The sequence below is a fragment of the Mesorhizobium sp. P160219 genome (genome assembly GCF_057786095.1).
Genome location: NZ_JBYNWG010000001.1, coordinates 5,130,219 through 5,152,871 on the forward strand (window position 1 = coordinate 5,130,219; position 22,653 = coordinate 5,152,871).

The window sequence follows — 22,653 nt, forward strand, 5'->3', positions numbered from 1 at the left end:
AACCACGAGCCGAAATGCATATACTCACCACCACATCCGCCTCGCTCGACGATCTCGCCGAGCCCGTCGATCTCGGGCAGACGCCGGCGGATATCGTGGCGCTGTCCTTCACCGACAGCGACCTCGCCGGCCTCGCGGCGGCGTGGAAGGCCGATGCCGCCCGCCTGCCGTCGATGCGGCTGGCGGCGCTGCGCGACCTGCGCCATCCCATGTCCGTGGACCTCTGGATCGACAGCGTCGCCCGCCACGCCAAGGTGATTTTGGTGCGCATCCTCGGCGGCTACGACTGGTGGCGCTATGGCTGCGACCAGCTTGCCGCGACTGCCCGTGCGAACGGCATCAAGCTGGCGCTGCTGCCGGGCGAGAGCCACGACGAGGATCTCAGGCTGATCGAAGCCTCGACGCTGCCGCGCGAGGATCTGGACGTCCTGCTTGGTTATTTCCGCGAGGGCGGACCGGAGAATATGGCAGCACTGATGCAGCGGCTGGCGGGGTTGGCTGGGCAGGATGCGGCGGCGGCTGAGCCGGTCAGCGTGCCGAAAGCTGGTTACTACGAGCCTGGCCGCGGCGTCGTAGGCAAGTTGGATTTTGCCGATGTCGGCGTTCCTTCACACCCCCCTCTGTCCTGCCGGACATCTCCCCCGCAAGGGGGGAGATCAGCCGGCGCGGACCTCGGCACTTTTTCTGCCCAGCCGATAATAGATTCCTCTGCAACATCCCCGATTGGCGAAAGCGTCGATGAGAGCACAATCTCCCCCCTTGCGGGGGAGATGTCCGGCAGGACAGAGGGGGGTGGGCGGGAACTCGGCGCAGACAACATCAACTCTCCCATCATCCCCATCCTCTTCTACCGCTCGATGCTGCTGGCCGCCGATGTCGCGCCAATCGATGCCCTCTTTGATGCACTCCGCCAGCGCGGCATGAGACCGGTCCCGATCTTCGTCTCCAGCCTCAAAGACCCGACCTCCCTGGCCTTCGTCGAAACCGCACTGGCCTCGCTCAACCCCGCCGCCATCATCACCGCAACCGCCTTCGCCTCCGGCGCCGAACCCGGCGTCCAAACCCTGTTCGACCGCGCCGGCGTGCCGGTCTTCCAGGTCATCGTCGCCACCACCCGCCGCGACGTCTGGGACAACAACCAGCGCGGCCTGGCGCCCGCCGACCTCGCCATGCATGTCGTGCTGCCCGAACTCGACGGCCGTATCCTTGCCGGCGCGATTTCCTTCAAGGGCGAGAGCGAGACCGACCCGGCGCTCGGCCACCGCGCTTTCGCCAACCGCCCGGAACCGGATCGCGTGGCGCAAGTGGCGGACAGGCTAGCGGCGTTCACACGGTTGCAGCAGACGCCCCGCGCGACGCGTAAGTTGGCGATCCTCATTCCGGACTATCCGAGCGCGCCCGGCCGCACTGGCTATGCAGTGGGCCTGGATGTGCCGTCCAGCGTGCTGGCCATGCTGCATGACCTGAAGGAGCAGGGCTATCGCGTAGACGGGATTCCAGAAACGCCGCGTGCGCTGCTGGATGCGTTGGGGCGGAGCGATGGTGGGCTGGGGCTGGATGAGTATCTGGACTTCTCAAAGGATTTGCCGGCTGAGGCACTGGCTGCAGTCGAGGCGGCATGGGGCGCTCCTTCACCCTCCCCCTTGTGGGGAGGGTCGGTTCGCGACATTCGCGAAGCGGATAGCGCGAAACGGGGTGGGGGTAGCGGTGCACCACCCCCACCCGGCGCTGCGGGCCACCCTCCCCACAAGGGGGAGGGTAAGAGCGGCTTCCCCTTCCGCGCCGCCACCTTCGGCAACATCACTGTCGCTCTCGCCCCCGACCGTGGCCGCTCGGCCGACCGCCGCGCCGATTACCACGACCCGACGCTCCCTCCCCGCCACAACCTCATCGCCTTCGGCCTGTGGCTGCGCAAATCGCTCCGCATCCATGCTCTCATCCATGTCGGCGCTCATGGCACGCTGGAATGGCTGCCCGGCAAGACGGTAGCGCTCTCACAAAACTGCTTCCCCGAGATCGTCACCGGCTCGTTGCCCGTCATTTACCCCTTCATCGTCTCCAATCCCGGCGAAGCGGCGCAGGCGAAGCGGCGTATCGCCGCCGTCACGCTTGGCCATCTGCCGCCGCCGTTGACCGGTGCCGGCCTCGACGAAGGGCAGCACAAGCTCGAACGCCTCGTCGACGAATACGCCCAGGCCGACGGCCTCGACCGCCGCCGCCGCGATCGTCTGGCCAAGCTGATCGTCGACACGGCGCAAAAGACCGGCTTCGCCTCCGAAGCCGGCGTCGCCGGAACCGATGCGCCCGACGAGGCGCTGCGCCGCATCGACGCCTGGCTCTGCGACCTCAAGGATTTCGCCATCAAGGACGGCCTGCACATCTATGGCCGCGCTCCCGACGACGAGCCCGACGCCATGCGCGTGCAAAGCGCGGAGGCCGAGAAAGCAGCACTTCTTGCCGCGCTCGACGGCCGTCACATCAAGGCGGGTCCGGCGGGCGCACCGGCGCGTGGCCGCTCCGACGTGCTGCCCACCGGCCGCAACCTGTTCACCTCCGACCCGCGCACCATGCCGACGCCGACCGCCTACGATCTGGGAAAGGCGGCGGCAGAAGAAGTCGTGCGCGGCTATATGCAGTCGCATGGCGACTGGCCGCGCTCGCTGGTCATCGACCTCTGGGGCTCGGCCTCGCTGCGCACTGGCGGCGAGGAGATCGCGCAAGGCCTGGCGCTGATGGGCTGCCGGCCGCAATGGGACAGTGCCACCGGCCGCATCACCGGCATCGAAGTGCTGCCGCCGGCCACGCTCGGTCGCCCGCGCGTCGATGTCACCTGGCGGATTTCGGGTCTGTTCCGCGACATGTTCCCGACCCAGATCGCGCTGATCGACGCCGCCGCCAACGCCGTAGCCGCGCGCGACGAGGACGATTCGGAAAACCCGCTCGCCGCCAGAACCCGCGCCGATGGCAAGATCGGCCCGCGCATCTTCGGCACCTCGCCCGGCACCTACGGCGCCGGCGTCGAGGACCTGCTGTCCAGCGGCGACTGGGTCGGGCGCGAAGAAATCGGCCGCGCCTATCTCGATGCGACATCGCATGCCTATGGCGGCGCCGAGGGCGAAGGCATTGCCTCCCCCGGCGCTTTCGAGACCCGCATCGCCGAGGCCGATCTGCTCGTCCACACCGGCGACGATCCCGGCCGCGACATTCTCGAGGGCTCCGCCGACGTCGCCTTCATCGGCGGCTTTTCGGCTGCACTTGCGACGCTCGGCCGAAATGCCGACGTCATCGTGCTCGACACCACCGACCCGCACAAGCCGAAGCCGCGCTCGGTCGGCGAGGCTGTGTCGCGGGTTGTGCGGGCGCGAGCCGTCAATGCGCGTTTCATCGCCGGCCAGATGCGGCACGGCCCGCGCGGCGCCTCCGAATTCGCCGAAACGGTCGACCGCCTCATCGGCTTCGCTGAAACCACGCACGCCATTTCAGGCGCGCTGATCGAGGCCGTGCATGATGCCTATGTCGGTGATCCCGATGTCCGCGCCTTCATCCTGCGCGAAAACCCGGCCGCAGCCAAAGTCATCGCCGAACGCTTCCTGTCGGCGCGCCGGCGTGGTCTCTGGCATCCCTTGCGCAACGCGATCGACGACGATCTCGCGGCGTTGATCGCCGAGGCCGAGGCGCTCGGGGTCGCGGCATGAACGCCTTCTCGCGCCGCGGCGCCTGTCCGGCTCTCTCGGCGCCGATGCAGACCGGCGATGGCCTGCTGGTGCGGCTCAACCCGGTTGCTGGAGGGCTTTCCCCCAAGTCGCTGATCGGACTCTGCGAATCCGCCTTGAAGCGCGGCAACGGCATCATGGAAGTGACCGCACGAGGCAGCCTGCAGATACGCGGCCTGACGGCGGAAAGTGCGGTGCTGTTGGCGGCGGAGGTCGATGCACTGGGGATTGCAGTGCGTACCGGCGTGCCGGTCGAGACCGGGCCGCTGGCCGGCATCGATCCGCGGGAGATTGCCGATCCGCGATCTTTGGCTGAGCGGGTCAGGGCTGCGGTCGAGGAAGCTGGGCTGACGCCAAGGCTCGGGCCGAAGGTTTCGGTGGTTGTCGATGGCGACGGGCAGTTGACGATGGATGGGGTGACGGCCGATGTCAGGCTGAAGGCGGTGCGGGACGGCGCTAGCGTTCTGTGGACTGTATCTGTCGCTGTTGACGGTCAAAGCGCGAGGCCGCTTGCGACGGCCGATGAGGATGCAGCGCGCGATATTGCGGTTGCTGCGCTGAGGATGGTTGCCGAGAAGGGGCGTGACGCACATTCTCGGGATTTGTCGGAGAGGCAATTGGCCTCTCTCGCAAGCTGGCATTCCCTCGCGCCCCCCTCTGTCCTGCCGGACATCTCCCCCACAAGGGGGGAGATCAGCAGGGTCGCCGGCGGCTCTCCACTTTCGACGCTGAAAATTGGCGAAATCGCCCACGAAGACGCAATCTCCCCCCTTGAGGGGGAGATGTCCGGCAGGACGGAGGGGGGTGTGCAGGATCGCCGGCCTATCGGTCTTTTCCCCTTATCCAACGACACCACCGCTCTCGGCATAGCCCTCCCCTATGGCAGCATGCCGGCCGAAAAACTCATCGCCCTCGCCCAAAGCGCCCTGTCCCTCGGCGTCGCCGAAATCCGCCTCGCCCCCGGCCGCGCCTTGCTTTTCCTCGGCCAACCATCGTCCGCAAACCACCTCCTGCAGGCCACCGCCACCGCGCTCGGCTTCGTCACCACCGCCGCCGACCCGCGCACCCGCATCGCCGCCTGCCCCGGCACCCCTGCGTGTGCCTCCGGCCGCATCGCCACGCGCGACATCGCCGAGAAAATCGCCGCCGAAAACGCTGATATCCTCGACTTCACACTGCACATTTCCGGCTGCGCCAAGGGCTGCGCTCACCCCGGCTCTGCCGCGCTAACAATCGTCGGCGGCGAAAACGGAGCCGGACTTGTCGTGAACGCGACGGCAAAGGCCCTTCCTGCGGGCTACAGGCCGGGCTATGACGCCGCGCGCGGCATCGGTCGCGTCGCAGCGATGGTCCGCAGCGCTCAATATCCAGGTGAAACCGCCGCCGCCTGCCTGACAAGGCTCGGACCGGCGGCAATCGCCGAAAGCTACCGACAGGAATAAGCATGGCCGCCTACGATTACATCCATGACGGCAACGCCATCTATGAGCGCTCTTTTGCCATCATCCGCGCCGAGGCCGATTTGTCCCGCTTTTCCGAGGCCGAGGCCGACATTGCCATCCGCATGATCCATGCCTGCGGCCAGGTCGAAGCATCAAGTCATTTTGTTTTCTCCAGCGATTTCGTTGCCGCCGCCCGCAGCGCCTTGACGGCCGGCGCACCGATCTTCTGCGACGCCGAAATGGTCTCGCATGGCGTCACCCGCGCCCGGTTGCCGGCCGGCAACGAGGTGATCTGCACCTTGCGCGACCCGCGCACGCACGACATCGCCAAGCAGATCGGCAACACCCGCTCGGCCGCGGCAATCGATCTGTGGGGCGAGCGTATGGCCGGTTCGGTGGTCGCCATAGGCAATGCGCCGACGGCACTGTTCTATCTCCTGGAAAAATTGCGCGACGGCGCGCCGAAGCCGGCGGCGATCATCGGCATGCCGGTCGGCTTCGTCGGGGCCGCCGAATCCAAGGATGCGCTGGTGCAGAATTCCTATGGCGTGCCCTACGCCATCGTGCGCGGCAGGCTTGGCGGCAGCGCCATGACTGCAGCCGCGCTCAATTCGCTGGCGAGGCCCGGCCTGTGAACGCAGCTGTCAAAGAAGATCTGGCAAAAGGCCGCCTCGTCGGCGTCGGCACCGGTCCCGGCGATCCCGAACTCTTGACGCTGAAAGCCGCGCGCGTCCTGGCCGAGGCCGATGTCGTTGCCTATTTCGCCAAGCGCGGCAACAATAGCAACGCGCGCGCCATCGTCGAGGCGCGTTTCCGGCCGGATATGCTGGAACTGCCGCTTCTCTATCCCGTCACCACCGAGATCGACAAGGATCACGACGACTACCGTTCGCAGATCACCGATTTCTACGAGGAGTCGGCCGAGAAGGTCGCCGAACACCTCGAAGCCGGCCGCATGGTCGCCGTGCTCTCCGAAGGCGACCCGCTGTTCTACGGCTCCTACATGCACCTGCATGTCCGCCTCGCCCATCGCTTCCCGACCGAAGTCATCCCCGGCGTCACCGCCATGTCGGGCTGCTGGTCGCAGACCGGCGTGCCGATCGTCCAGGGCGACGATGTCCTGACGGTTTTGCCCGGCACGATGAGCGAGTTCGAGCTGACACGCCGTCTCGCCGACACGGATGCCGCCGTCATCATGAAGGTCGGCCGCAACCTGCCCAAGATCAGGCGGGCGCTGGAAGCCACCGGCAAACTGACCCGCGCCGTCTATGTCGAGCGCGGCACCATGGCCGGCAGCGTTTCGTTGAAGCTCGCCGACAAGCCGGACGACAAGGCCCCCTATTTCGCCATCGTGCTGGTCGCCGGCTGGTCCGGCCGGCCTGGCGTTATGGGAGGCACGCCGTGAGCGGCCGGCTCACCGTCATCGGCCTTGGGCCCGGCAATGCCGACCAGGTGACGCCGCAAGCCAGCCGCGCCGTCGCCGAGGCAAAGTTCTTCTATGGCTACAAGCCGTATCTCGACCGGCTTGATCTTCGCCCGGATCAAACCCGCGTCGCCTCGGATAATCGCGAGGAACTCGCCCGCTCCAAGGACGCGCTGGTAAAGGCGGCGGACGGCCATGACGTCGCCGTCGTCTCCGGCGGCGATCCCGGCGTGTTCGCCATGGCGGCCGCCGTCTGCGAGGCGATCGAGGCCGGTCCGGCCGAATGGCGCACCGTCGATGTCACTGTCGTGCCCGGCGTCACCGCCATGCTGGCGGTTGCCGCCCGCATCGGCGCGCCGCTCGGCCATGATTTCTGCGCCATCTCGCTGTCCGACAATCTGAAGCCGTGGGACTTGATCGAACTGCGCCTCCTGGCGGCGGCCGGCGCCGGCTTCGTCATCGCGCTCTATAACCCGATCAGCAAGGCGCGCCCTTGGCAGCTCGGCCGTGCCTTCGAATGCCTGGCCGCCATCCTGCCCGGCACCACGCCGGTCATCTTCGGCCGCGCCGCCGGCCGCCCGGACGAGCGCATCGAGGTCTTTTTGCTGGCCGATGTCGACGCGCAAAAAGCCGACATGGCGACCTGCATCATCATCGGTTCGCCGGAAACACGGATCATCAAGCGCGGCGACAAACCGGCGCTGGTCTACACGCCGCGCTCCGCGACGGGGTCGAGACCATGATCGATCATCGCGGCCAATGCTTCGACAGTTTCGGCCGACGGCACCTCCGGCAGGATGGGCCTGCGCACCATCACCACCTCGATACCGAGCGCCCGCGCCGCCGCGATCTTGCCGTAGGTCGCCTCACCGCCGCTGTTCTTGGACACGACACCATCGATGCGGTGCTCCTCGAGCAGTGCGCGTTCATCCGCCTCGCGAAACGGCCCGCGCGCCAGAAGGTAGGTCGCATCCGGCACCGCCAGTTTCGGCTCGACCGGATCGACGCTGCGGATGAGGTAGTGATGCTGCGGCGCCGCCTCGAAAGCCGCGACCTCTTGCCGGCCGAGCGCCAGGAAGGCGCGGCGCGGCGTCGATCCAAGCGCGTGCACCGCATCGCCTGTCGTATCGACCTGCGTCCAGCGGTCGCCGTCGACAGGCTTCCAGCCGGGACGGCGCAGCGCCAGGATCGGCACACCGGTCAGGCGCGAGGCTTGCGCCGCATTGGCGGATATCTGCGCCGCATAGGGATGCGTGGCGTCGATCAGCAGGTCGATGCCCGCCTCCCTGAGATAGGCGGCCAGCCCGTCGGCGCCGCCAAATCCGCCGCTGCGCACCGGCACGCCTTGCGCGACCGGGCTTTCGGTGCGGCCGGCCAGCGACAAGGTGACACGGAAATCTTCCACCAGTTTTTCGGCCAATTGGCGCGCTTCTGTCGTGCCGCCAAGGATCAGAATCTTCTTCATGAGCACCATGTTGAACAGCGTCGGCGCTGCCCCTCACCCCTACCCTCTCCCCGTGAAGAACGGGGAGAGGGAGGCGTCAGCGCCGGAGCGTCTCCCTTCTCCCCGTCACTACACGGGGAGGTGAGGAGTGGTCTGGCTGGCAGACGAAAAGTCAATTGCTTGACTTTTCGAACGACGAACGCCTCAGGCGGATGAGGGGCGGCGCGACATGTCAAAAAAACAGCCCACGCCAAAATGGCTTACAATCATCGGCATCGGCGAGGACGGTTTAGCGGGTCTCGGCGACGAGGCCAAGCGGCAGATCGCCGAGGCCGAATTCGTCTTCGGCGGCAAGCGGCATCTGGCGCTGGTGGCTTCGCTCATCAAGGGTGAGCAGCGCCCATGGCCGGTTCCTTTCGATGCCGGCATGGCAGACGTGCTGGCGCTGGCCGGCCGGCAGGTCTGCGTGCTCGCCTCCGGCGATCCGTTCTTCCATGGTGTCGGCGCTACGCTTGCCCGCAAGGTGAAGCCTGGGCAAATGCATGTTATCCCCGCGCCGTCAGCGACTTCGCTGGCCGCCGCACGGCTCGGCTGGGCGTTGCAGGACATCGAAGTGATCTCGCTGCATGGCCGCCCACTCGATCTGATCCGGCCGCTGCTGCATCCCAGGGCGCGCATCCTGGCGCTGACGTCGGACGGCGACGCACCAGCGACAATAGCGCGCCTGCTCGCAGAGCTCGACTTCGGCGGTTCGCGGCTGACCGTTCTGGAAGCGCTGGGCGGACCGAACGAGAAGCTTCGCTCGGCACGTGCCGACGCTTTCGATCTCAGAGACATCAATCCGCTCAACGTGCTGGCGCTTGAGCTTGAATCGACACAAGAGGCCCGCATCCTGCCGCTGACCGTTGGCCGCGCCGACCATCTGTTCGAGCACGACGGCCAGATCACCAAGCACGACATCCGCGCCATCACGCTTGCGGCGCTGGCGCCGAGGCGTGGCGAATTGCTGTGGGACATCGGCGCCGGTTCCGGCTCCATCGGCATCGAATGGATGCTCGCTCACCCCTCGACGCGCGCCATCGCCATCGAGGCCAACAGCGACCGCGCCGCCCGCATCGTCCGCAACGCCGCGCATTGCGGCGTGCCCGGTCTTGTCGTGGTGGAAGGGTCGGCGCCCAAGGCACTGGCCGGGCTGGACACGCCGGATGCGATCTTCATCGGCGGAGGTGGCAGCGACGCCGGCGTACTGAACGCCGCCATCAAGGCGCTGCCATCCCGTGGCCGTCTCGTTGCCAATGCGGTGACGCTGGAGATGGAGGCGCTGCTTCTCGCGGAGCACATCAAGCGCGGCGGCGACCTTACCCGCATCACCATTTCCCGCGCTTCTCCTGTCGGTTCGATGCAGGCCTGGCGCCCGGCCATGCCGGTCACCCAGTGGAGCTGGGTGAAGCCATGATGGTGGCGGGCATCGGCAGCCGGAAGGGCGTGAGCGTCGAAGACGTGCTCGCGGCGATCGAAACCGCCCTCGAAGCGCACGGGCTGGCGATAACGGCGCTGTCGGCCTTGGCGACCGCCGCGCTCAAGAAAGACGAAGAAGCGATCTCTGCCGCTGGCCGCACGCTCAACCTTCCCGTCATCATCGTTGATGACGCAGCACTTCAGGCCGTCTCGTCGGAGGCACTCAGCAAATCCGATCTCTCGCAGGATCTCGCCGGCACACCCTCCGTCTCAGAAGCCTCCGCCCTTGCCGTTGCCGGCCCCGGTGCAAAGCTGCTTGGTCCACGCACCGTGCTCGGCCCGGTCACCTGCGCCATCGCCATCAGCGGAGACGCGCCATGACGGTGCATTTCATCGGCGCCGGTCCCGGCGCCGCCGACCTCATCACACTGCGCGGCGCCAAGCTGCTGGCAAGCTGCCCGGTCTGTCTGCATGCCGGCTCGATCGTCGCGCCGGAATTGCTGCAACACTGCGCACCGGGGACCAAACTGATCGATACGGCGCCGATGTCACTCGACGAAATCGAGGTCGAATATGTGACAGCCCACCAGGCCGGCCACGATGTCGCCCGCCTGCATTCCGGCGACCTCTCGGTGTGGAGCGCCGTGGCCGAGCAGATCCGCCGGCTGGAAAAACACGGCATTCCTTACACGCTGACGCCGGGCGTTCCCTCTTTCGCCGCCGCAGCCGCAGCCCTCCGCCGCGAACTGACCATTCCCGAGGTGGCGCAGAGTTCTGGTGCTGACCCGCGTCTCGGGCCGCGCCTCGAAAATGCCGCCGGGCGAAACGCTGGCCGGCTTCGGCCGCACCGGCGCGACGCTGGCCATTCATCTCGCCATCCACGCCATCGACCGAGTCGTCGCCGAATTGTCGCCGCATTATGGCGGCGATTGCCCGGTGGCGATCGTCTTTCGCGCTTCATGGCCGGACGAGCGCGTGCTGACCGGCACGCTCGCCACGATCGAGGCACTGCTCGCCGCCGACCCGATGGAGCGCACGGCGATCATCTTCGTCGGCCGCTCGCTGGCAGCGGAAGGTTTTGGCGAGAGTTCATTGTACGACGCCCACTATCAGCGGCGTTTTCGCGGACGGGACGGATTGTGAGCGGTAAAAGCGAAAACACCACGCTCGAACAGGCCCTTGCCCGGCTGAACTTCAAGCCGCGCCGGCTTGAGCCGGGCCATGTCTGGCTGGCCGGCGCCGGCCCGGGCGATCCCGGCTGCCTGACGCTGGAAGTGCTGGCGGCATTGGCCGAGGCCGACGCCGTGGTCTATGACGCGCTGGTCTCCTCTGACGTTGTCGCCGTTGCGGACAATGCCCAGCTGTTCTTTGCAGGAAAACGCGGCGGCAAACCGTCCATGAGGCAGGACGATATCACCGCTTTGCTGGTGCGGCTGGCACGCGAGGGCCGCCGCGTCGTCCGGCTGAAGGGCGGCGATCCCTATATTTTCGGCCGTGGCGGCGAAGAGGCGCTGGCGCTGGCGCGAGAAAAAATCCCGTTCCGCGTCCTGCCCGGCCTGACATCGGGGCTGAGCGCGCTGGCCGCCACCGGCATTCCCGCAACCATGCGCGGCATCAACAAGGCGATCATCCTGGCGACAGGTCATGCCGCCGGCACAGATGACGATCTCGACTGGGGCGCGATCGCCCGCACCGGCCAGCCGGTGGTCATCTATATGGGCATGGCCAATCTGCCTGTTATCGCCGCGTCGCTGCTCGAAGGCGGGCTGGCGCCGTCGACGCCGGCGGCTGTCATCGTTTCGGCGACGACACCGCAGGAGCGGACCGTCGTCGCGACACTCGCCACCATTTCCGAAGCGGCCGCCGCGGCGGAATTGGCCTCGCCGGCCCTCATTGTCGTCGGCGGCATCGTCGCCATGCGCGCAGCACTGGCGGGTAACGCATGACCCGCGCCATCATCATCGGCGCGCCGCGTTCCGGCTCCGGCAAGACCAGCGTCACCATCGGCATTTTGCGCGCGCTCGCCCGGCGCGGCATCAAGGTGCGCGGCGCCAAGTCCGGCCCCGACTATATCGATCCGGGTTTTCATACCGCCGCAACCGGTCTGTCCGGCGTCAACCTGGACAGCTGGGCGATGTCGCCTGACCTGCTCAACGCGTTGGCCGGCAATGCCACCGAGGATGCCGATTTTATCTTCCTCGAAAGCGCGATGGGCCTGTTCGACGGCATCCCGGCCGGACAAGGCCGCACCGGCTCGGCCGCCGATCTGGCGCGGCTCTACCACCTGCCGGTGCTTTTGGTGCTCGACGTCTCGGGACAGTCGACGACGGCGGCCGCCGTCGCCAAGGGTTTTGCCACCTACGACCCGGATGTGCGCATGGCCGGAATCGTGCTCAACCGTCTCGGCAGCGAGCGCCACCGCAAGCTGTGCAGCGAGGCGATCGAAACGCTCGGCCTGCCGGTCGTCGGCGCCATCCTGCGCGATCCCACGCTCAATTTGCCGGAGCGCCATCTCGGCCTCGTCCAGGCCGGCGAATATGCCGACCTGATGACGCATCTCGACCGCCTCGCCGACATGGTCGAGAAATCCCTCGACCTTGACGCCATCATGGCGCTGGCCGCGCCGTTTTCGCCGGCATCAGGCAGTTTCGAACATGCCTTGCAGCCGCCCGGCCAACGAATCGCGCTCGCCGAAGACGCCGCCTTCACCTTCCTCTATCCGCACGTCGCCGCCCACTGGCGTCAGGCCGGCGCCGAGATCGTGCCGTTCTCGCCGCTAGCCGACGAAGCACCGGTGCAGAATTGCGATGTCTGCTGGCTGCCCGGCGGCTATCCCGAGCTCCACTCCGGCAGCCTCGCGGCGGCGACCAATTTCCGAGCTGGCATGGCCAGGTTTGCCGAGACCAAGCCGATCCATGGCGAGTGCGGCGGCTTCATGGTGCTGGGCGAAGCGCTGGAGGACGCGGCCGGCGAGACGCACGCCATGCTTGGCCTGCTCGGCCATTCCACCAGCTTTGCCAAGCGCAAGATGAACCTCGGCTACCGCGAGGCACGCCTGCGCGTCGCCTGTCCGCTGGGGCCGCAAGGCGCGCTGATCCGTGGCCATGAATTCCACTATGCGCAGATGATTGCGACCGGCAATGACGAGCCATTGGCCGATCTCGCCGACGGTCAGGGCAATCCGCTCGGCGCCTCCGGCTATCGCCGCGGCCATGTCAGCGGCACCTTCTTCCACGCCATTGCGAGGGGTGCATGACCTCCGTGCCCTCGCCCCGGCAAGCGTTCGACGACGTCGCGCTTTGCCTCGTCTTCTTCACCCGGCTGCCGCTGCCGGTCTTCGACTTTCGTGGCCGCAGCCTGGCCGATGCGATCTGGGCGGCGCCTGCCGCCGGCCTCGCGGTCGCTTTGGTCGGCGCCGTCGTCTACGCCATCGGGGTAAAGCTCGGTCTCGCCGCTGGGCCGGCGGCCGCACTTGCGCTTGCAGCAACCCTGCTCGCCACCGGCTGCCTGCATGAGGATGGGCTGTCGGATGTCGCAGATGGCTTTGGCGGCGGCAAGACGCGCGATAAAAAACTCGAGATCATGCGCGACAGCCGTATCGGCGCCTATGGCGCTTCGGCGCTTGGCCTGTCGATGCTCATTCGCTGGAGCGCGCTGTCGCAACTGGCCGATCCGACAAGCGTTCTCTTCGCGCTGATCGCCGCCCATGCCGCCTCGCGAGGCCTGCTCGGCGCGTTCATGCATCTAGCGCCGGCGGCGCGCAGTGACGGCCTGTCTGCCGGCGCCGGGACCGTCTCGACCCAGACAACTGTTCTCGGCGCCGTGCTCGGGGCCATCCCGCTTCTGACTCTGGGGCTCGGCGGCGCCTTTGCCGCACTGATCCTGCTCGCTCTCGTGTTCAGCGCCTTGCGCGCGCTCTGCCTCAACCAGATTGGCGGCCACACCGGTGACACTATCGGCGCCCTGCAGCAGTTGGGCGAGATCACTGTCCTGCTCGTCGCTTCCATTTCCCTGTCCTGATTCTTCCCCGGAGATTCCTTCCCCATGCCCTTCAAATCATTCGATGAACTGCGCGCCGCCTGTTTCGATCTGCCTGCCGGCAGCGATACCGCCGCCAATGCAGTCGCCCGCCGCCAGGACACGCTGACGAAGCCGCAAGGCAGCCTGGGCCGGCTGGAAACCCTCGCCGCCTGGCTGGCACGCTGGCAGGGCCGCGACATGCCGAAACTCGATCGCGTCAAAGTCTTCGTGTTCGCCGGCAATCACGGCGTCACCGCGCAGGGCGTGTCGGCCTTCCCGTCGGAAGTGACCGTGCAGATGTTGGCGAATTTTGCCGGCGGCGGCGCCGCCATCAACCAGCTTGCCCGCATCGCCGGCGCGGAACTCGACGTCATCCCGCTCGATCTCGATCATCCGACAGGCGACTTCACTGACGTGCCGGCAATGGACGAAAAAAACTTCCTCGCCGCCGTCTCGGCTGGCTATGACGCGGTGACGAACGACCTCGACCTCGTCTGTTTCGGCGAGATGGGCATCGGCAACACCACGCCGGCGGCCGCCATCTCGACCGCCCTGTTCGGCGGCGGCGCTGAAAAATGGACCGGGCGCGGCACCGGCGTCGACGATGCCGGGCTGAAGCGCAAGGTCACCGCCATTGAATCCGGCCTTAAGCGCCATGCCGACGCGCTGTCCGACCCGCTGAAGATCGCCGCCGCCCTTGGCGGCCGCGAACTCGCCGCCATCTTCGGCGCCACGCTCGCCGCCCGCCGCAAGAACGTCCCGGTGCTGCTCGACGGCTTCGTCTGCACGGCCGCGGCAGCGCCCTTGGCGCGGCTGCACCCGTCTGGCCTCGCCCACACCATCGCCGCCCATGTCTCGGCCGAATCCGGCCACCGCCGCCTGCTCGAAGCGCTCGGCCTGCCGCCGCTGCTCGACCTCGGCATGCGGCTCGGCGAAGGCTCCGGCGCCTGCCTAGCCGTCAACATCGTCCGCTCGGCGCTGGAGTGCCACACGGGCATGGCGAGCTTTGCCGAGGCTGGTGTTTCGGAGAAGTAGCTAGAGCGATTTGACGGGAGGGCGCCGGCCCGAACCTTCACTGACCATCGTCGGGCCGATCACTGGCATTCCGGGCTGGTGGCTCGAACAGCACGGCCGCTGAAAGATTCCCCACCTGGGGGTTGGCCCGCTGCTTCTGTGGTGGGCTCTTTTTACTGGCACTATTCGCCGCCGTTGCCGACAAAATGTGATTGACGTAACGGTGACCAGGCGCAATCATTACGGATTGTGCAGGGTGAGGGCGTTTTCAATGAAACTCGTTGTCTTTGGCGTAGCAATAGTATTGGCCGCTACCGGAGCAGCTGTTGCGAAAGAGAAGAAAAAGGTGGCCACCGCTCAGGCTACAACCTCGTGTTCTACAGCTCATAAGAAGGCTGGCAGCAAGCCGACCGCGAAACCGGATTGCAAATCGACAGGCACCGTGGTTGCGCGACCGTCAAATAGGGCCGAAAACTTCCTGGATCATTATAATCCGCGCTTAGGGTATGACACCAGTCCGTGGTTTCAAACTGGCTTTAATTGATGGCGGCTTCGGCTTCCGGGCTTTTCTTAATCCAGCGCGGCCTTTACTCCTTCGCCAAATAGCGCACCGGCTTACCGGCCGCCGAGTTTAAGGCAAACCTGCCGCATGATTGAGGCATGTCGAGGCGCGTCAACGCGTCCGGCATTCCAAGGTCTTCCACCAACTCTTCTAGAAATTTGGTGGGTGCGCACAGGATTGAACTGTGGACCCGCTGATTAAGAGTCAGCTGCTCTACCAACTGAGCTACGCACCCACTCGACCGGTAAAACCGGCGTTGGCGGGCATATAGCCGCCGATACCGGTCCTGTCCAGCCCTGCCGGAATCATTTCCCGACAAATCGCTGAACTGCCGCAGGCGGTCACACGAACAGCCTGCCTTCCGCCACCTTGATGGCATGGCCGCCGATGCGCGCGGAGGCCAGTTTTCCGCCTTCGACAGTGAGTTCCAAGCGGATACGTGACGGGCGGCCCATCTCCAGCCCCTGCTCGATCCACAGCTGCGAAATGCCGTCGGTGGGCGCATCGAAATGCATGATGGCGCCGGCAAAGGCCGCCGCCGCCGACCCGGTCGCCGGGTCTTCATAGGACGGCGTGCCCGGCACGATCATGCGGACATGGAAGGCGCTGTCATGGTTCACCGTCTGGCGGCAATAGACATACGGGCTGGCGAAGGCCCATTCGCTCTTGCGCGGCGCCAGTTCCGACCAGGCCTGGTTGTCGAGCTTGATCCGGCCGGCAGCCTCCAGATTGGCAACCGGAATGGTGACGTAAGGCACGCCTGCCGACCAGAACGACACCAGGTGATTCTCCAAGCCGATCTCGTGCGGCGCCAGCCCGAGGGCGGCGCCGATCGCCTCCGGGTCGGCATCGAGCTTCAGCGGCTCCGGCAGCTTCGCCAGGTCGAACTCGGCAAAGGTGGCGCCATCGTGCCGGCTGACGGCGCAGCGCACCGGGCCGATATTCTCCTCCAGCACGAAGATGCCGGCTTCGCCCTCGCCTGTCAGTTCGGCCAGCGCGATCGCGGCGCCAACTGTCGGATGTCCGGCGAACGGCATCTCATAGTCGGGCGTGAAAATGCGGATGCGGTTGCGATGTTTTGGATTGTCCGGCGGCAGTACGAAGACCGATTCGGACAGGTTGAACTCGCGCGCAATGGCCTGCATGGCGGCTGTATCCAGCCCTTGGCTGTCGAGCACGACGGCCAGCGGATTGCCGGCCAGCCGTTCCGTCGTAAACACATCGTAAAGCAAGTAATTGCGCATCTGCATCTTGGAAACCTTCCGCCTCAATCCGAACATGGCCGAAATTTAATTTGATATTCGAACCACCAAGCCTGATCTGTCCACCTATAGGGACATTACGCTTTCATAGGGGTCCGGCGTGGACCAGCTTGTCAATCTGCCAAAGACGGAATCGGATTCCGCCATCGAGGCGGCGCTCGGGCTTGATCAGAGCGGCGTGCGCAAGACGCGCCGCCGGGGCTGGCTTTACGCGCTGCTGGCGCTGATCGCACTTGCCGCCGGGTTGGCTGGCTACCAGTGGTTTGCCGGCTCCCCGGCCAAGATCGACTACACCACCACGCCGGCTACCATTGCCGACCTCACCGTCGCGGTTTCGGCGACCGGCACGCTGCAGCCCCTCACCCAGGTCGACATTTCAAGCGAGCTGTCCGGTATCATCCGCTCGGTCTCGGCCGAAGAGAACCAGCAGGTCAAGAAGGGCGACGTGCTGGCGACGCTCGACACGGTGAAACTCGAGGTCCAGATCGAACGCGCCGAAGCCTCGGCCAAGGCCGCTGCCGCCAATGTCGAGGACGCCACGGTAACCCTGAAGGAGAACGAAAGCGCCCTCACCCGCGCGGCCGAACTGACCAGGCGTGGCATGGCGACCGATCAGTCGCTCGAGGCGGCGACTGCCACGCGCGACCGCTCCAAGGCGGCGCTCGATAGTGCGCAGGCCAATCTCGCCATCGCCCAGGCCGATCTCAAGGCGCAGCAGACCGACCTTGCCAAGAGCACCATCTATGCGCCGATTGACGGCATCGTCTTGACGCGTTCCGTCGACCCCGGCCAGACGGTCGCCTCCTCGCTGCAGGCGCCGGTTCTGTTCATCATCGCCGCCGATTTGAGGAACATGGAATTGGTGGCGGCGGTCGACGAGGCCGATGTCGGCGCGGTCAAACCAGGCCAGCATGCACGCTTCACCGTCGATGCCTTTCCGGAGCGGCCGTTCGACGCCGAGATCCGCGACATCTCCTACGCCTCGGTCACCACCGACGGCGTCGTCACCTACAATGCACGGTTGGAAGTCGACAATAACGAGCTTTTGCTGCGGCCCGGCATGACCGCCACGGTTTCGGTCGTCACCAGGCAGGCCAAGAGCGTGCTCACCGTGCCGTCCACCGCTTTCCGCTACCGCCCGGCGCAGCAGGCCGCGCGCGCGTGGAGCCTCAGCGATCTGTTCACCGGCCGCATGGGCCGTGGCGGCAACCGCCGCCAGCCGGTGAAGGCGCCCACCGACGGCTCACGCACGCTCTATGTGCTGGAGAACGGCCGGCCGCACCCGGTCAACGTCAAGATCGGCTCCACCGACGGCGAACTGACCGAGATCACCTCCGGGCTGGATGAAGGTGCAGAGGTTATCACGACCTCGCAGCTGCGGAGCTGACGCCATGGCCGCGGGCCTCATCGGTTTCGACACGGTCTGGAAGAGCTATGGCCAGGGCGAAGCCAAGGTCCATGCGCTGGCCGGCGTCGACCTCGCCATCCAGCGTAGCGAATTCGTCGCCATCATGGGCCCGTCCGGTTCGGGCAAATCGACCGCGATGAACATCATCGGTTGCCTCGACACGCCGACGGCCGGAACCTACTCCTTCATGGGCATCGACGCCGGGCGGCTCGACCGCAACCGCCGGGCGCTTCTGCGCAATCTCTATATCGGCTTCGTCTTCCAGGGTTACAATCTGTTGCCGCGCACCACGGCGGCGGAAAATGTCGAGCTGCCGCTGATCTATCGCGGCGCGCCGGCCCGCGAGCGCCGCGATCTTGCCATGCAGGCGCTGGCGGAGGTCGGCCTGGTCGGGCGCGAACATCACACGCCGGCCGAACTCTCCGGTGGTCAGCAACAGCGCGTGGCGATCGCGCGCGCCATCGTCACCAGGCCGACGCTGCTCGTCGCCGACGAGCCGACCGGCAATCTCGACACCGCCCGCACGCATGAGATCATGGATTTGTTGACGCGGCTGAACCGGGAGCTCGGCTTGACCATCGCCATGGTCACCCACGAGGCCGATGTCGCCGATTATGCCGAGCGCACCATCCGCTTCCTCGACGGCCACGTCGCGTCCGACACGGCCAAGTCGGAGTTGGCGTCATGATCTGGGAAACCGTCCGCCTCTCTCTGCGCTCCATCCGCCGCAATGTGCTGCGCTCGTTCCTGACGCTGCTCGGCATCGTCATCGGTGTCGCCGCCGTCATCGCCATGCTGACCATCGGTTCGGGCACCACGGCCAAGGTCAAGTCGGACATCGCCAAGCTCGGCTCGAACCTGCTCGTCGTCCGTTCCGGCCGCCCGGCAGGCACCGGCGGACCAGGCGGGCTCGACCAGGCGGTACGGCCTCTGGCCGACAAGGATGTAGCCGCCCTCGTAGCCCACCTGACCGGAGCGCGCGCCATTGCGCCGGCGTCGCAGAAACAAGTCCGCGTCATCTTCGGCACCGAGAGCCTGACCTCGGGGGTCACCGGCACCGACAGCGCCTATCTCGACGCCCGCGACTGGAAGCTGGTGTCGGGCCGCCCGTTCTCGGATTCGGAAACACGCTCCGGCACCGGCGTGTGCCTGATCGGCGAAACGGTGCGCCAGCAATTCTTCGGCGCCGGCGAACCCGAGGGCGAGATCATCCGCGTCAACCGCACCTCGTGCAAGATCATCGGCCTGCTCGAACCCAAGGGCTATACCGGCTTCGGCCAGGACCAGGACAATGTCGTCTTGATGCCGCTTGCCGCCTATCAGCGCCGCATCGCCGGCAACCGCGACATCGACAACATCTACGTCGCCGCCGACGACCGCACCCCGACCACCGAATTGCAGCCGCGAGTCGAGGACATTTTGCGCGACACCCGCCGCATCACGCCGGACCGCGAAGACGATTTCTCGATCCGCGACATGACCCAGATCGCCGACGCCATGGCCAGCGCCACCACCACCATGACCGGCATGCTGGGCGCCGTCGCGGGCGTCAGCCTGCTGGTCGGCGGCATCGGGATCATGAACATCATGCTGGTCTCGGTCACTGAGCGCACCCGCGAGATCGGCATCAGGCTCGCCATCGGCGCGCATGAAAAGCACATCCTCATCCAGTTCCTGGTCGAGGCGACGGTGCTGTCGCTGCTCGGCGGCATTATCGGCATCCTGATCGGCCTGGCGCTGGCCGGCCTCGCCTCGGCAACGCTGGCCATACCGTTTGCGCCGAGCCCGGCGGTCATCCTGCTCGCCGTCGGTTTTTCGGCGCTGATCGGCATGGTGTTCGGCTTCTTCCCGGCGCTGCGCGGCGCCAGGCTCGACCCGATCGACGCGCTGCGCCACGAATAAGCGCCAGATCAGCTCCACCGCAACCAATCGCTATCCACAAGGATGGGTGCTTGTCGACATCGGCAATACTTGTTGTCGTCCGGTCTGCGATGCTAATTTTAGAGCAAAGCATCTGGTCAAGGAGCGGCAATGAGCAAGAAGGCGCGGCTGATTCTGACGATGGTGATCATCGAAGGCGCCCTTGCGGGACTTTGGTGGTATCTCGCCCGCTACGGCATGGCCAATCCCGATCGTGTCACCGCCGATTTTCAGGCAGTCGTCGGCCAGACGATGGGCATGGTCATGGGTGGATTGCTGGGCATCGGCGTCATCCTGTTCCTCGTCGCCGCCCGCAACGACCGCAAGGCGGCGCAGAACAATCCGCGCCGTTAGCCCCCGCCACCGCCAAAATGCCACTCGACCAGCGGCTTCATATGCGGTGCCAGCCCTTCCGGCAGGTCGGCGGCGTGGCGGATGATCACCGGCCCCTCGATCTCCGGCTCGGTCTCGGTCGCGACGAAGGCGCCGATGCGCCGCGCAATCTCGTCGGCCGGCGCATCGACGTGGTAGCGGCGGAAGAGGACCGTGCCGGTCGAAGTCGACAGCGCATGGTAGCGCTTGCCGCGCGCAGCGCCTGTCAGGTCAAGCCCGGTCTCCTCGCGCACTTCACGGATCATGTTGAAATCGACATCGACGCGGCCATCGCGAAAATCGATCGGCTCGAACGAGCCGGCAGCGAAGTAGACACTGCCGGCCGGGACCGTGTGCGCGCCCATGCGGATCGCCACCAGGGCGTTGTCGCCGGCGACCAGCATGGCGTGGCCATAGGCATGCTCGGCGCCCGTCCCCTGCCGGTTCTTTCGCCACAGCAGGAAGGTCGAGTACTTCACCGCGTGACAACGCCCGACGATCCGGTTGTCGCGCCAGGCGAGCGCCGAGAGCAGCACCACCGTGCCGTCGAACAACGCCGGATTGGCCGTGACCTCGCGCCGCCAGTTGTCAGTGATCGCCTGCGCGTTGTCGCGCTCGAACGGATGCGGGCCGGGGTCGAGCCGGACGTCGATTTCGTCGACGGGCAGGATGACGTTGCGCGGCAGGTCGAAGCTCACCGTGCTCAAGCCATGTCCAGGGTAATTGCGACGGGACAATGGTCCGACGCCTTCGGCCGGTCCCAGCCGGCGCGCGGAAAGCGCTCCACCGCCTGTCCGGCCGGAAAGATGGTGCGCCAGGGCTGGCCGTTGCGGATGATGTCGGGAACCGCCGTCGCATTCTTCGCCGCCAGCCCTTTCGACAGCAGGATGTAGTCGAGCTGGCACAGATGCCGCTCCTTCGGCCCGCGCGTGTGGTAGAAACTCCAGCGGTCCATCTCCGGCCGGCGTTCGACGACATTCTCGCAAAAGCCGCCGGCGGTGAGCACATCGATACAGGACTGGCTCTCGTCGATCACCTGGAAGCGGTAGCCGTCGATAGCGTCGCCCTCGATCTTCACCCGCTGCCGGTAGTCGTTCATGTCGCCGCAGATCGCCCAGTTTTTGTCGGCTGCGTGCTCTTTGCCGAAGCGCTCGTCGATAATGCGGCGCACCGCTTGCGCCTCGGCGATGCGCACCGGCATCGTCGCCTCGCGGCCGTCGAGCCCATTGCGCGGCGAGCCCATCGATTTGAAATGGACGAGGTAAAGCGTCAGCGGCACGCCGCCGACCTTGATGTCGACCTCCAGGCAGTCGCGCCGGAAGATGCGTTCATTGGCCAGGTTGCCGAGCGCCTCGAGTTCAGGCGTGTGCAATCCGAACTGCTCGAACGTGACATAGGCATGGCTGGTCATGCGCACGAACTCGATCGGCTGACCTTGCGCGGTCTCGTTGCGCATCATCACGGCAACGTCGATGCCGCGCGAATCATTGCCGGCGGTGGTGTATTTCTGCCGGTAACCCTCGCCCACCATCTTGAAGAGATAGCCGTACTCGAAGGCCTTCAGCGCCTCGATGTTGTCGACCTCCTGCATGCAGATGATGTCCGCACGGGTGGCGGCAATGGCGAGCGCGGTCAACTGGCGCGTATCGTCGGATTGCGCGATGGCGCGCGCCTGCTCCAGCATCCGGTATTCGGCTTCGCTCTGGATGTCGAAAAGCGCCAGCGTGCGGTCTTCGTTGAGCTGGTTGCGGAAGCCCGAGAAATCGAACCTGTTCATCAGGTTTTCGACATTGAAAGTGGCGAGGCGCAGCGACATGGACTGACCTTTGCCTGCAAGCGCCCATGAAAACAAGGGCTGCTTGTCATGGCTGATGGAACCTTTCTGTTCATCCTCCGTTCAGACGCCAAGGTCCATCAATAGGCCACTTCCCTGGGGTATCCGGGCGTGGGGCCTGTATCACTTGGAGAGTGCAATGAGCTCGCTCTTTTCGTCCACAGTCAAATCCGGGCTGTTAGCGCTCGGTCTTTTCTCGGGTCTCACGGCGCCATCCGCCGCCGGCCCGATCCTGCAGCCAAACCTGGCGGTGCCGACAAGCACCGCATTGTCTGACATCACACCGGTTCGCGACAGCTGGGCGGGCGGCAATGACCGCCGCTCCTTCAACGATTGGCAGTGGCGCCGCCACGACGGCCGTCACTTTGCCCGGTCAGGCAACTGGAACAACGGCAACTGGAATGGCGGCAACTGGAACGGCGGCGACAACTGGCGCTGGCGCCATCACCGTCACCATCGCGGCCGTGATTTTGACAGCGGCGCCGCAGCAGTTCTCGGCCTCGGCCTGGGTCTCGGCCTCGGCAGCATCTACAACAACGGCTACTACAATAACGGCTATTACAATGACGGCTATTACGTGCAGCCGGCGCCCCGCCGCTATTACCGCACGCAGCGTCTGTCCAGCGCCCATGTCCAGTGGTGCTACGACCGCTATCGGTCCTACCGGGCCTGGGACAACACGTTCCAGCCCTATGGTGGCCCGCGCCAGCAATGCTGGTCGCCCTACAGCTGAACTATAAACGACAATACACGACGGCGCCGCCCCATCGCGGCGCCGTTT

Annotated in this window: 21 protein-coding genes, 1 tRNA gene and 1 pseudogene; 18 read left to right on the plus strand and 5 right to left on the minus strand. The window is 66.1% G+C overall.

All coding sequences use genetic code 11. The features are described from left to right. Positions 1-14 precede the first annotated feature (14 nt). The 5 genes from cobN to AC3EMP_RS24950 are packed head-to-tail and all read left to right on the plus strand — an operon-like array spanning position 15 to position 7,321. Positions 15-3,695: a cobaltochelatase subunit CobN gene (gene cobN, locus AC3EMP_RS24930; protein ID WP_352673996.1), complete on the plus strand. Its 3,681-nt coding sequence runs from the start codon at positions 15-17 to the stop codon at positions 3,693-3,695. Further along, the gene (cobG, locus tag AC3EMP_RS24935; RefSeq protein WP_352595420.1) at positions 3,692-5,155 is read left to right on the plus strand and encodes a precorrin-3B synthase; all 1,464 of its coding nucleotides are present in this window, start codon (positions 3,692-3,694) and stop codon (positions 5,153-5,155) included. Before cobN ends, cobG begins: the two co-directional genes overlap by 4 nt. A gap of 2 nt (positions 5,156-5,157) precedes the next feature. Then, positions 5,158-5,790, plus strand: a complete 633-nt coding sequence (locus tag AC3EMP_RS24940; protein ID WP_023739148.1) for a precorrin-8X methylmutase — start codon at positions 5,158-5,160, stop codon at positions 5,788-5,790. Further along, a complete protein-coding gene (locus AC3EMP_RS24945; protein ID WP_031199068.1) occupies positions 5,787-6,560 on the plus strand; it encodes a precorrin-2 C(20)-methyltransferase in 774 nt (257 codons plus the stop codon). Before AC3EMP_RS24940 ends, AC3EMP_RS24945 begins: the two co-directional genes overlap by 4 nt. Beyond that, a complete protein-coding gene (locus AC3EMP_RS24950; RefSeq protein WP_023700382.1) occupies positions 6,557-7,321 on the plus strand; it encodes a precorrin-3B C(17)-methyltransferase in 765 nt (254 codons plus the stop codon). Before AC3EMP_RS24945 ends, AC3EMP_RS24950 begins: the two co-directional genes overlap by 4 nt. Here AC3EMP_RS24950 and AC3EMP_RS24955 read toward each other — a convergent pair. Next, positions 7,285-8,043 carry a cobalt-precorrin-6A reductase gene (locus AC3EMP_RS24955; protein WP_032903654.1) on the minus strand — a complete coding sequence of 253 codons (759 nt, stop codon included), beginning with the start codon at positions 8,041-8,043 and terminating at the stop codon, positions 7,285-7,287. The genes AC3EMP_RS24950 and AC3EMP_RS24955 overlap by 37 nt on opposite strands. A 208-nt stretch (positions 8,044-8,251) precedes the next feature. On the opposite strand from AC3EMP_RS24955, the gene cbiE reads away from it, so the two are divergent. From cbiE to AC3EMP_RS24995, 8 genes and pseudogenes are all read left to right on the plus strand, one after another. Beyond that, positions 8,252-9,478: a precorrin-6y C5,15-methyltransferase (decarboxylating) subunit CbiE gene (gene cbiE, locus AC3EMP_RS24960; RefSeq protein ID WP_352712318.1), complete on the plus strand. Its 1,227-nt coding sequence runs from the start codon at positions 8,252-8,254 to the stop codon at positions 9,476-9,478. Continuing rightward, the gene (locus AC3EMP_RS24965) at positions 9,475-9,861 is read left to right on the plus strand and encodes a cobalamin biosynthesis protein (RefSeq protein ID WP_023690940.1); all 387 of its coding nucleotides are present in this window, start codon (positions 9,475-9,477) and stop codon (positions 9,859-9,861) included. The genes cbiE and AC3EMP_RS24965 overlap by 4 nt, the downstream gene beginning before the upstream one ends. Beyond that, positions 9,858-10,623: pseudogene (gene cobM / locus AC3EMP_RS24970) on the plus strand (precorrin-4 C(11)-methyltransferase). The gene AC3EMP_RS24965 and the pseudogene cobM overlap by 4 nt, the downstream one beginning before the upstream one ends. Further along, positions 10,620-11,426: a uroporphyrinogen-III C-methyltransferase gene (gene cobA, locus AC3EMP_RS24975; protein ID WP_023690939.1), complete on the plus strand. Its 807-nt coding sequence runs from the start codon at positions 10,620-10,622 to the stop codon at positions 11,424-11,426. Before cobM ends, cobA begins: the two are co-directional and overlap by 4 nt. Next, positions 11,423-12,736: a cobyrinic acid a,c-diamide synthase CobB gene (locus AC3EMP_RS24980; protein WP_352651938.1), complete on the plus strand. Its 1,314-nt coding sequence runs from the start codon at positions 11,423-11,425 to the stop codon at positions 12,734-12,736. The genes cobA and AC3EMP_RS24980 overlap by 4 nt, the downstream gene beginning before the upstream one ends. Next, complete coding sequence (gene cobS, locus AC3EMP_RS24985) at positions 12,733-13,500, plus strand: adenosylcobinamide-GDP ribazoletransferase (RefSeq protein ID WP_352595411.1); 768 nt, start codon at positions 12,733-12,735, stop codon at positions 13,498-13,500. Before AC3EMP_RS24980 ends, cobS begins: the two co-directional genes overlap by 4 nt. A 24-nt stretch (positions 13,501-13,524) precedes the next feature. After that, positions 13,525-14,535 (plus strand): nicotinate-nucleotide--dimethylbenzimidazole phosphoribosyltransferase, encoded by a 1,011-nt coding sequence (gene cobT, locus AC3EMP_RS24990; RefSeq protein ID WP_023746873.1) that lies wholly within the window; start codon positions 13,525-13,527, stop codon positions 14,533-14,535. Positions 14,536-14,785: 250 nt separating this feature from the next. Then, entirely contained in the window at positions 14,786-15,058 is a 273-nt protein-coding gene (locus tag AC3EMP_RS24995) for a hypothetical protein (protein WP_155922523.1), read from the plus strand. Positions 15,059-15,235: 177 nt separating this feature from the next. Here AC3EMP_RS24995 and AC3EMP_RS25000 read toward each other — a convergent pair. Then, positions 15,236-15,311, minus strand: a tRNA-Lys gene (locus AC3EMP_RS25000). A 106-nt stretch (positions 15,312-15,417) separates the two neighbouring features. Beyond that, complete coding sequence (locus AC3EMP_RS25005) at positions 15,418-16,326, minus strand: PhzF family phenazine biosynthesis protein (RefSeq protein WP_352595407.1); 909 nt, start codon at positions 16,324-16,326, stop codon at positions 15,418-15,420. Between the two features lie 112 nt (positions 16,327-16,438). On the opposite strand from AC3EMP_RS25005, the gene AC3EMP_RS25010 reads away from it, so the two are divergent. From AC3EMP_RS25010 to AC3EMP_RS25025, 4 genes are all read left to right on the plus strand, one after another. Then, positions 16,439-17,725: an efflux RND transporter periplasmic adaptor subunit gene (locus AC3EMP_RS25010; RefSeq protein WP_352712323.1), complete on the plus strand. Its 1,287-nt coding sequence runs from the start codon at positions 16,439-16,441 to the stop codon at positions 17,723-17,725. A 4-nt stretch (positions 17,726-17,729) separates the two neighbouring features. Beyond that, positions 17,730-18,434: an ABC transporter ATP-binding protein gene (locus tag AC3EMP_RS25015; protein ID WP_352595402.1), complete on the plus strand. Its 705-nt coding sequence runs from the start codon at positions 17,730-17,732 to the stop codon at positions 18,432-18,434. Next, positions 18,431-19,648: an ABC transporter permease gene (locus AC3EMP_RS25020; protein WP_023685173.1), complete on the plus strand. Its 1,218-nt coding sequence runs from the start codon at positions 18,431-18,433 to the stop codon at positions 19,646-19,648. Before AC3EMP_RS25015 ends, AC3EMP_RS25020 begins: the two co-directional genes overlap by 4 nt. Before the next feature lie 129 nt (positions 19,649-19,777). Then, positions 19,778-20,020, plus strand: a complete 243-nt coding sequence (locus AC3EMP_RS25025) for a hypothetical protein (protein WP_023690325.1) — start codon at positions 19,778-19,780, stop codon at positions 20,018-20,020. Here the strand turns inward: AC3EMP_RS25025 and AC3EMP_RS25030 are convergent. Further along, positions 20,017-20,736, minus strand: coding sequence for an NUDIX hydrolase (locus AC3EMP_RS25030; protein WP_023668380.1), 720 nt, complete (start codon positions 20,734-20,736; stop codon positions 20,017-20,019). The two genes, AC3EMP_RS25025 and AC3EMP_RS25030, sit on opposite strands and share 4 nt — an antisense overlap. A gap of 5 nt (positions 20,737-20,741) precedes the next feature. Further along, positions 20,742-21,854: an endonuclease/exonuclease/phosphatase family protein gene (locus tag AC3EMP_RS25035; protein WP_023712688.1), complete on the minus strand. Its 1,113-nt coding sequence runs from the start codon at positions 21,852-21,854 to the stop codon at positions 20,742-20,744. Positions 21,855-22,011: 157 nt separating this feature from the next. On the opposite strand from AC3EMP_RS25035, the gene AC3EMP_RS25040 reads away from it, so the two are divergent. Next, the gene (locus AC3EMP_RS25040; protein ID WP_023698358.1) at positions 22,012-22,605 is read left to right on the plus strand and encodes a BA14K family protein; all 594 of its coding nucleotides are present in this window, start codon (positions 22,012-22,014) and stop codon (positions 22,603-22,605) included. Positions 22,606-22,653: the final 48 nt, after the last annotated feature.

Bases quoted from the DNA above. Each gene is read 5' to 3' on its own strand.
- cobN (WP_352673996.1), top strand. From the start codon at position 15: ATGCATATACTCACCACCACATCCGCCTCGCTCGACGATCTCGCCGAG.
- cobG (WP_352595420.1), top strand. From the start codon at position 3,692: ATGAACGCCTTCTCGCGCCGCGGCGCCTGTCCGGCTCTCTCGGCGCCG.
- AC3EMP_RS24940 (WP_023739148.1), top strand. From the start codon at position 5,158: ATGGCCGCCTACGATTACATCCATGACGGCAACGCCATCTATGAGCGC.
- AC3EMP_RS24955 (WP_032903654.1), bottom strand. From the start codon at position 8,043: ATGAAGAAGATTCTGATCCTTGGCGGCACGACAGAAGCGCGCCAATTG.
- cbiE (WP_352712318.1), top strand. From the start codon at position 8,252: ATGTCAAAAAAACAGCCCACGCCAAAATGGCTTACAATCATCGGCATC.
- AC3EMP_RS24965 (WP_023690940.1), top strand. From the start codon at position 9,475: ATGATGGTGGCGGGCATCGGCAGCCGGAAGGGCGTGAGCGTCGAAGAC.
- AC3EMP_RS24980 (WP_352651938.1), top strand. From the start codon at position 11,423: ATGACCCGCGCCATCATCATCGGCGCGCCGCGTTCCGGCTCCGGCAAG.
- cobS (WP_352595411.1), top strand. From the start codon at position 12,733: ATGACCTCCGTGCCCTCGCCCCGGCAAGCGTTCGACGACGTCGCGCTT.
- cobT (WP_023746873.1), top strand. From the start codon at position 13,525: ATGCCCTTCAAATCATTCGATGAACTGCGCGCCGCCTGTTTCGATCTG.
- AC3EMP_RS24995 (WP_155922523.1), top strand. From the start codon at position 14,786: ATGAAACTCGTTGTCTTTGGCGTAGCAATAGTATTGGCCGCTACCGGA.
- AC3EMP_RS25005 (WP_352595407.1), bottom strand. From the start codon at position 16,326: ATGCAGATGCGCAATTACTTGCTTTACGATGTGTTTACGACGGAACGG.
- AC3EMP_RS25015 (WP_352595402.1), top strand. From the start codon at position 17,730: ATGGCCGCGGGCCTCATCGGTTTCGACACGGTCTGGAAGAGCTATGGC.
- AC3EMP_RS25020 (WP_023685173.1), top strand. From the start codon at position 18,431: ATGATCTGGGAAACCGTCCGCCTCTCTCTGCGCTCCATCCGCCGCAAT.
- AC3EMP_RS25025 (WP_023690325.1), top strand. From the start codon at position 19,778: ATGAGCAAGAAGGCGCGGCTGATTCTGACGATGGTGATCATCGAAGGC.
- AC3EMP_RS25035 (WP_023712688.1), bottom strand. From the start codon at position 21,854: ATGTCGCTGCGCCTCGCCACTTTCAATGTCGAAAACCTGATGAACAGG.
- AC3EMP_RS25040 (WP_023698358.1), top strand. From the start codon at position 22,012: ATGAGCTCGCTCTTTTCGTCCACAGTCAAATCCGGGCTGTTAGCGCTC.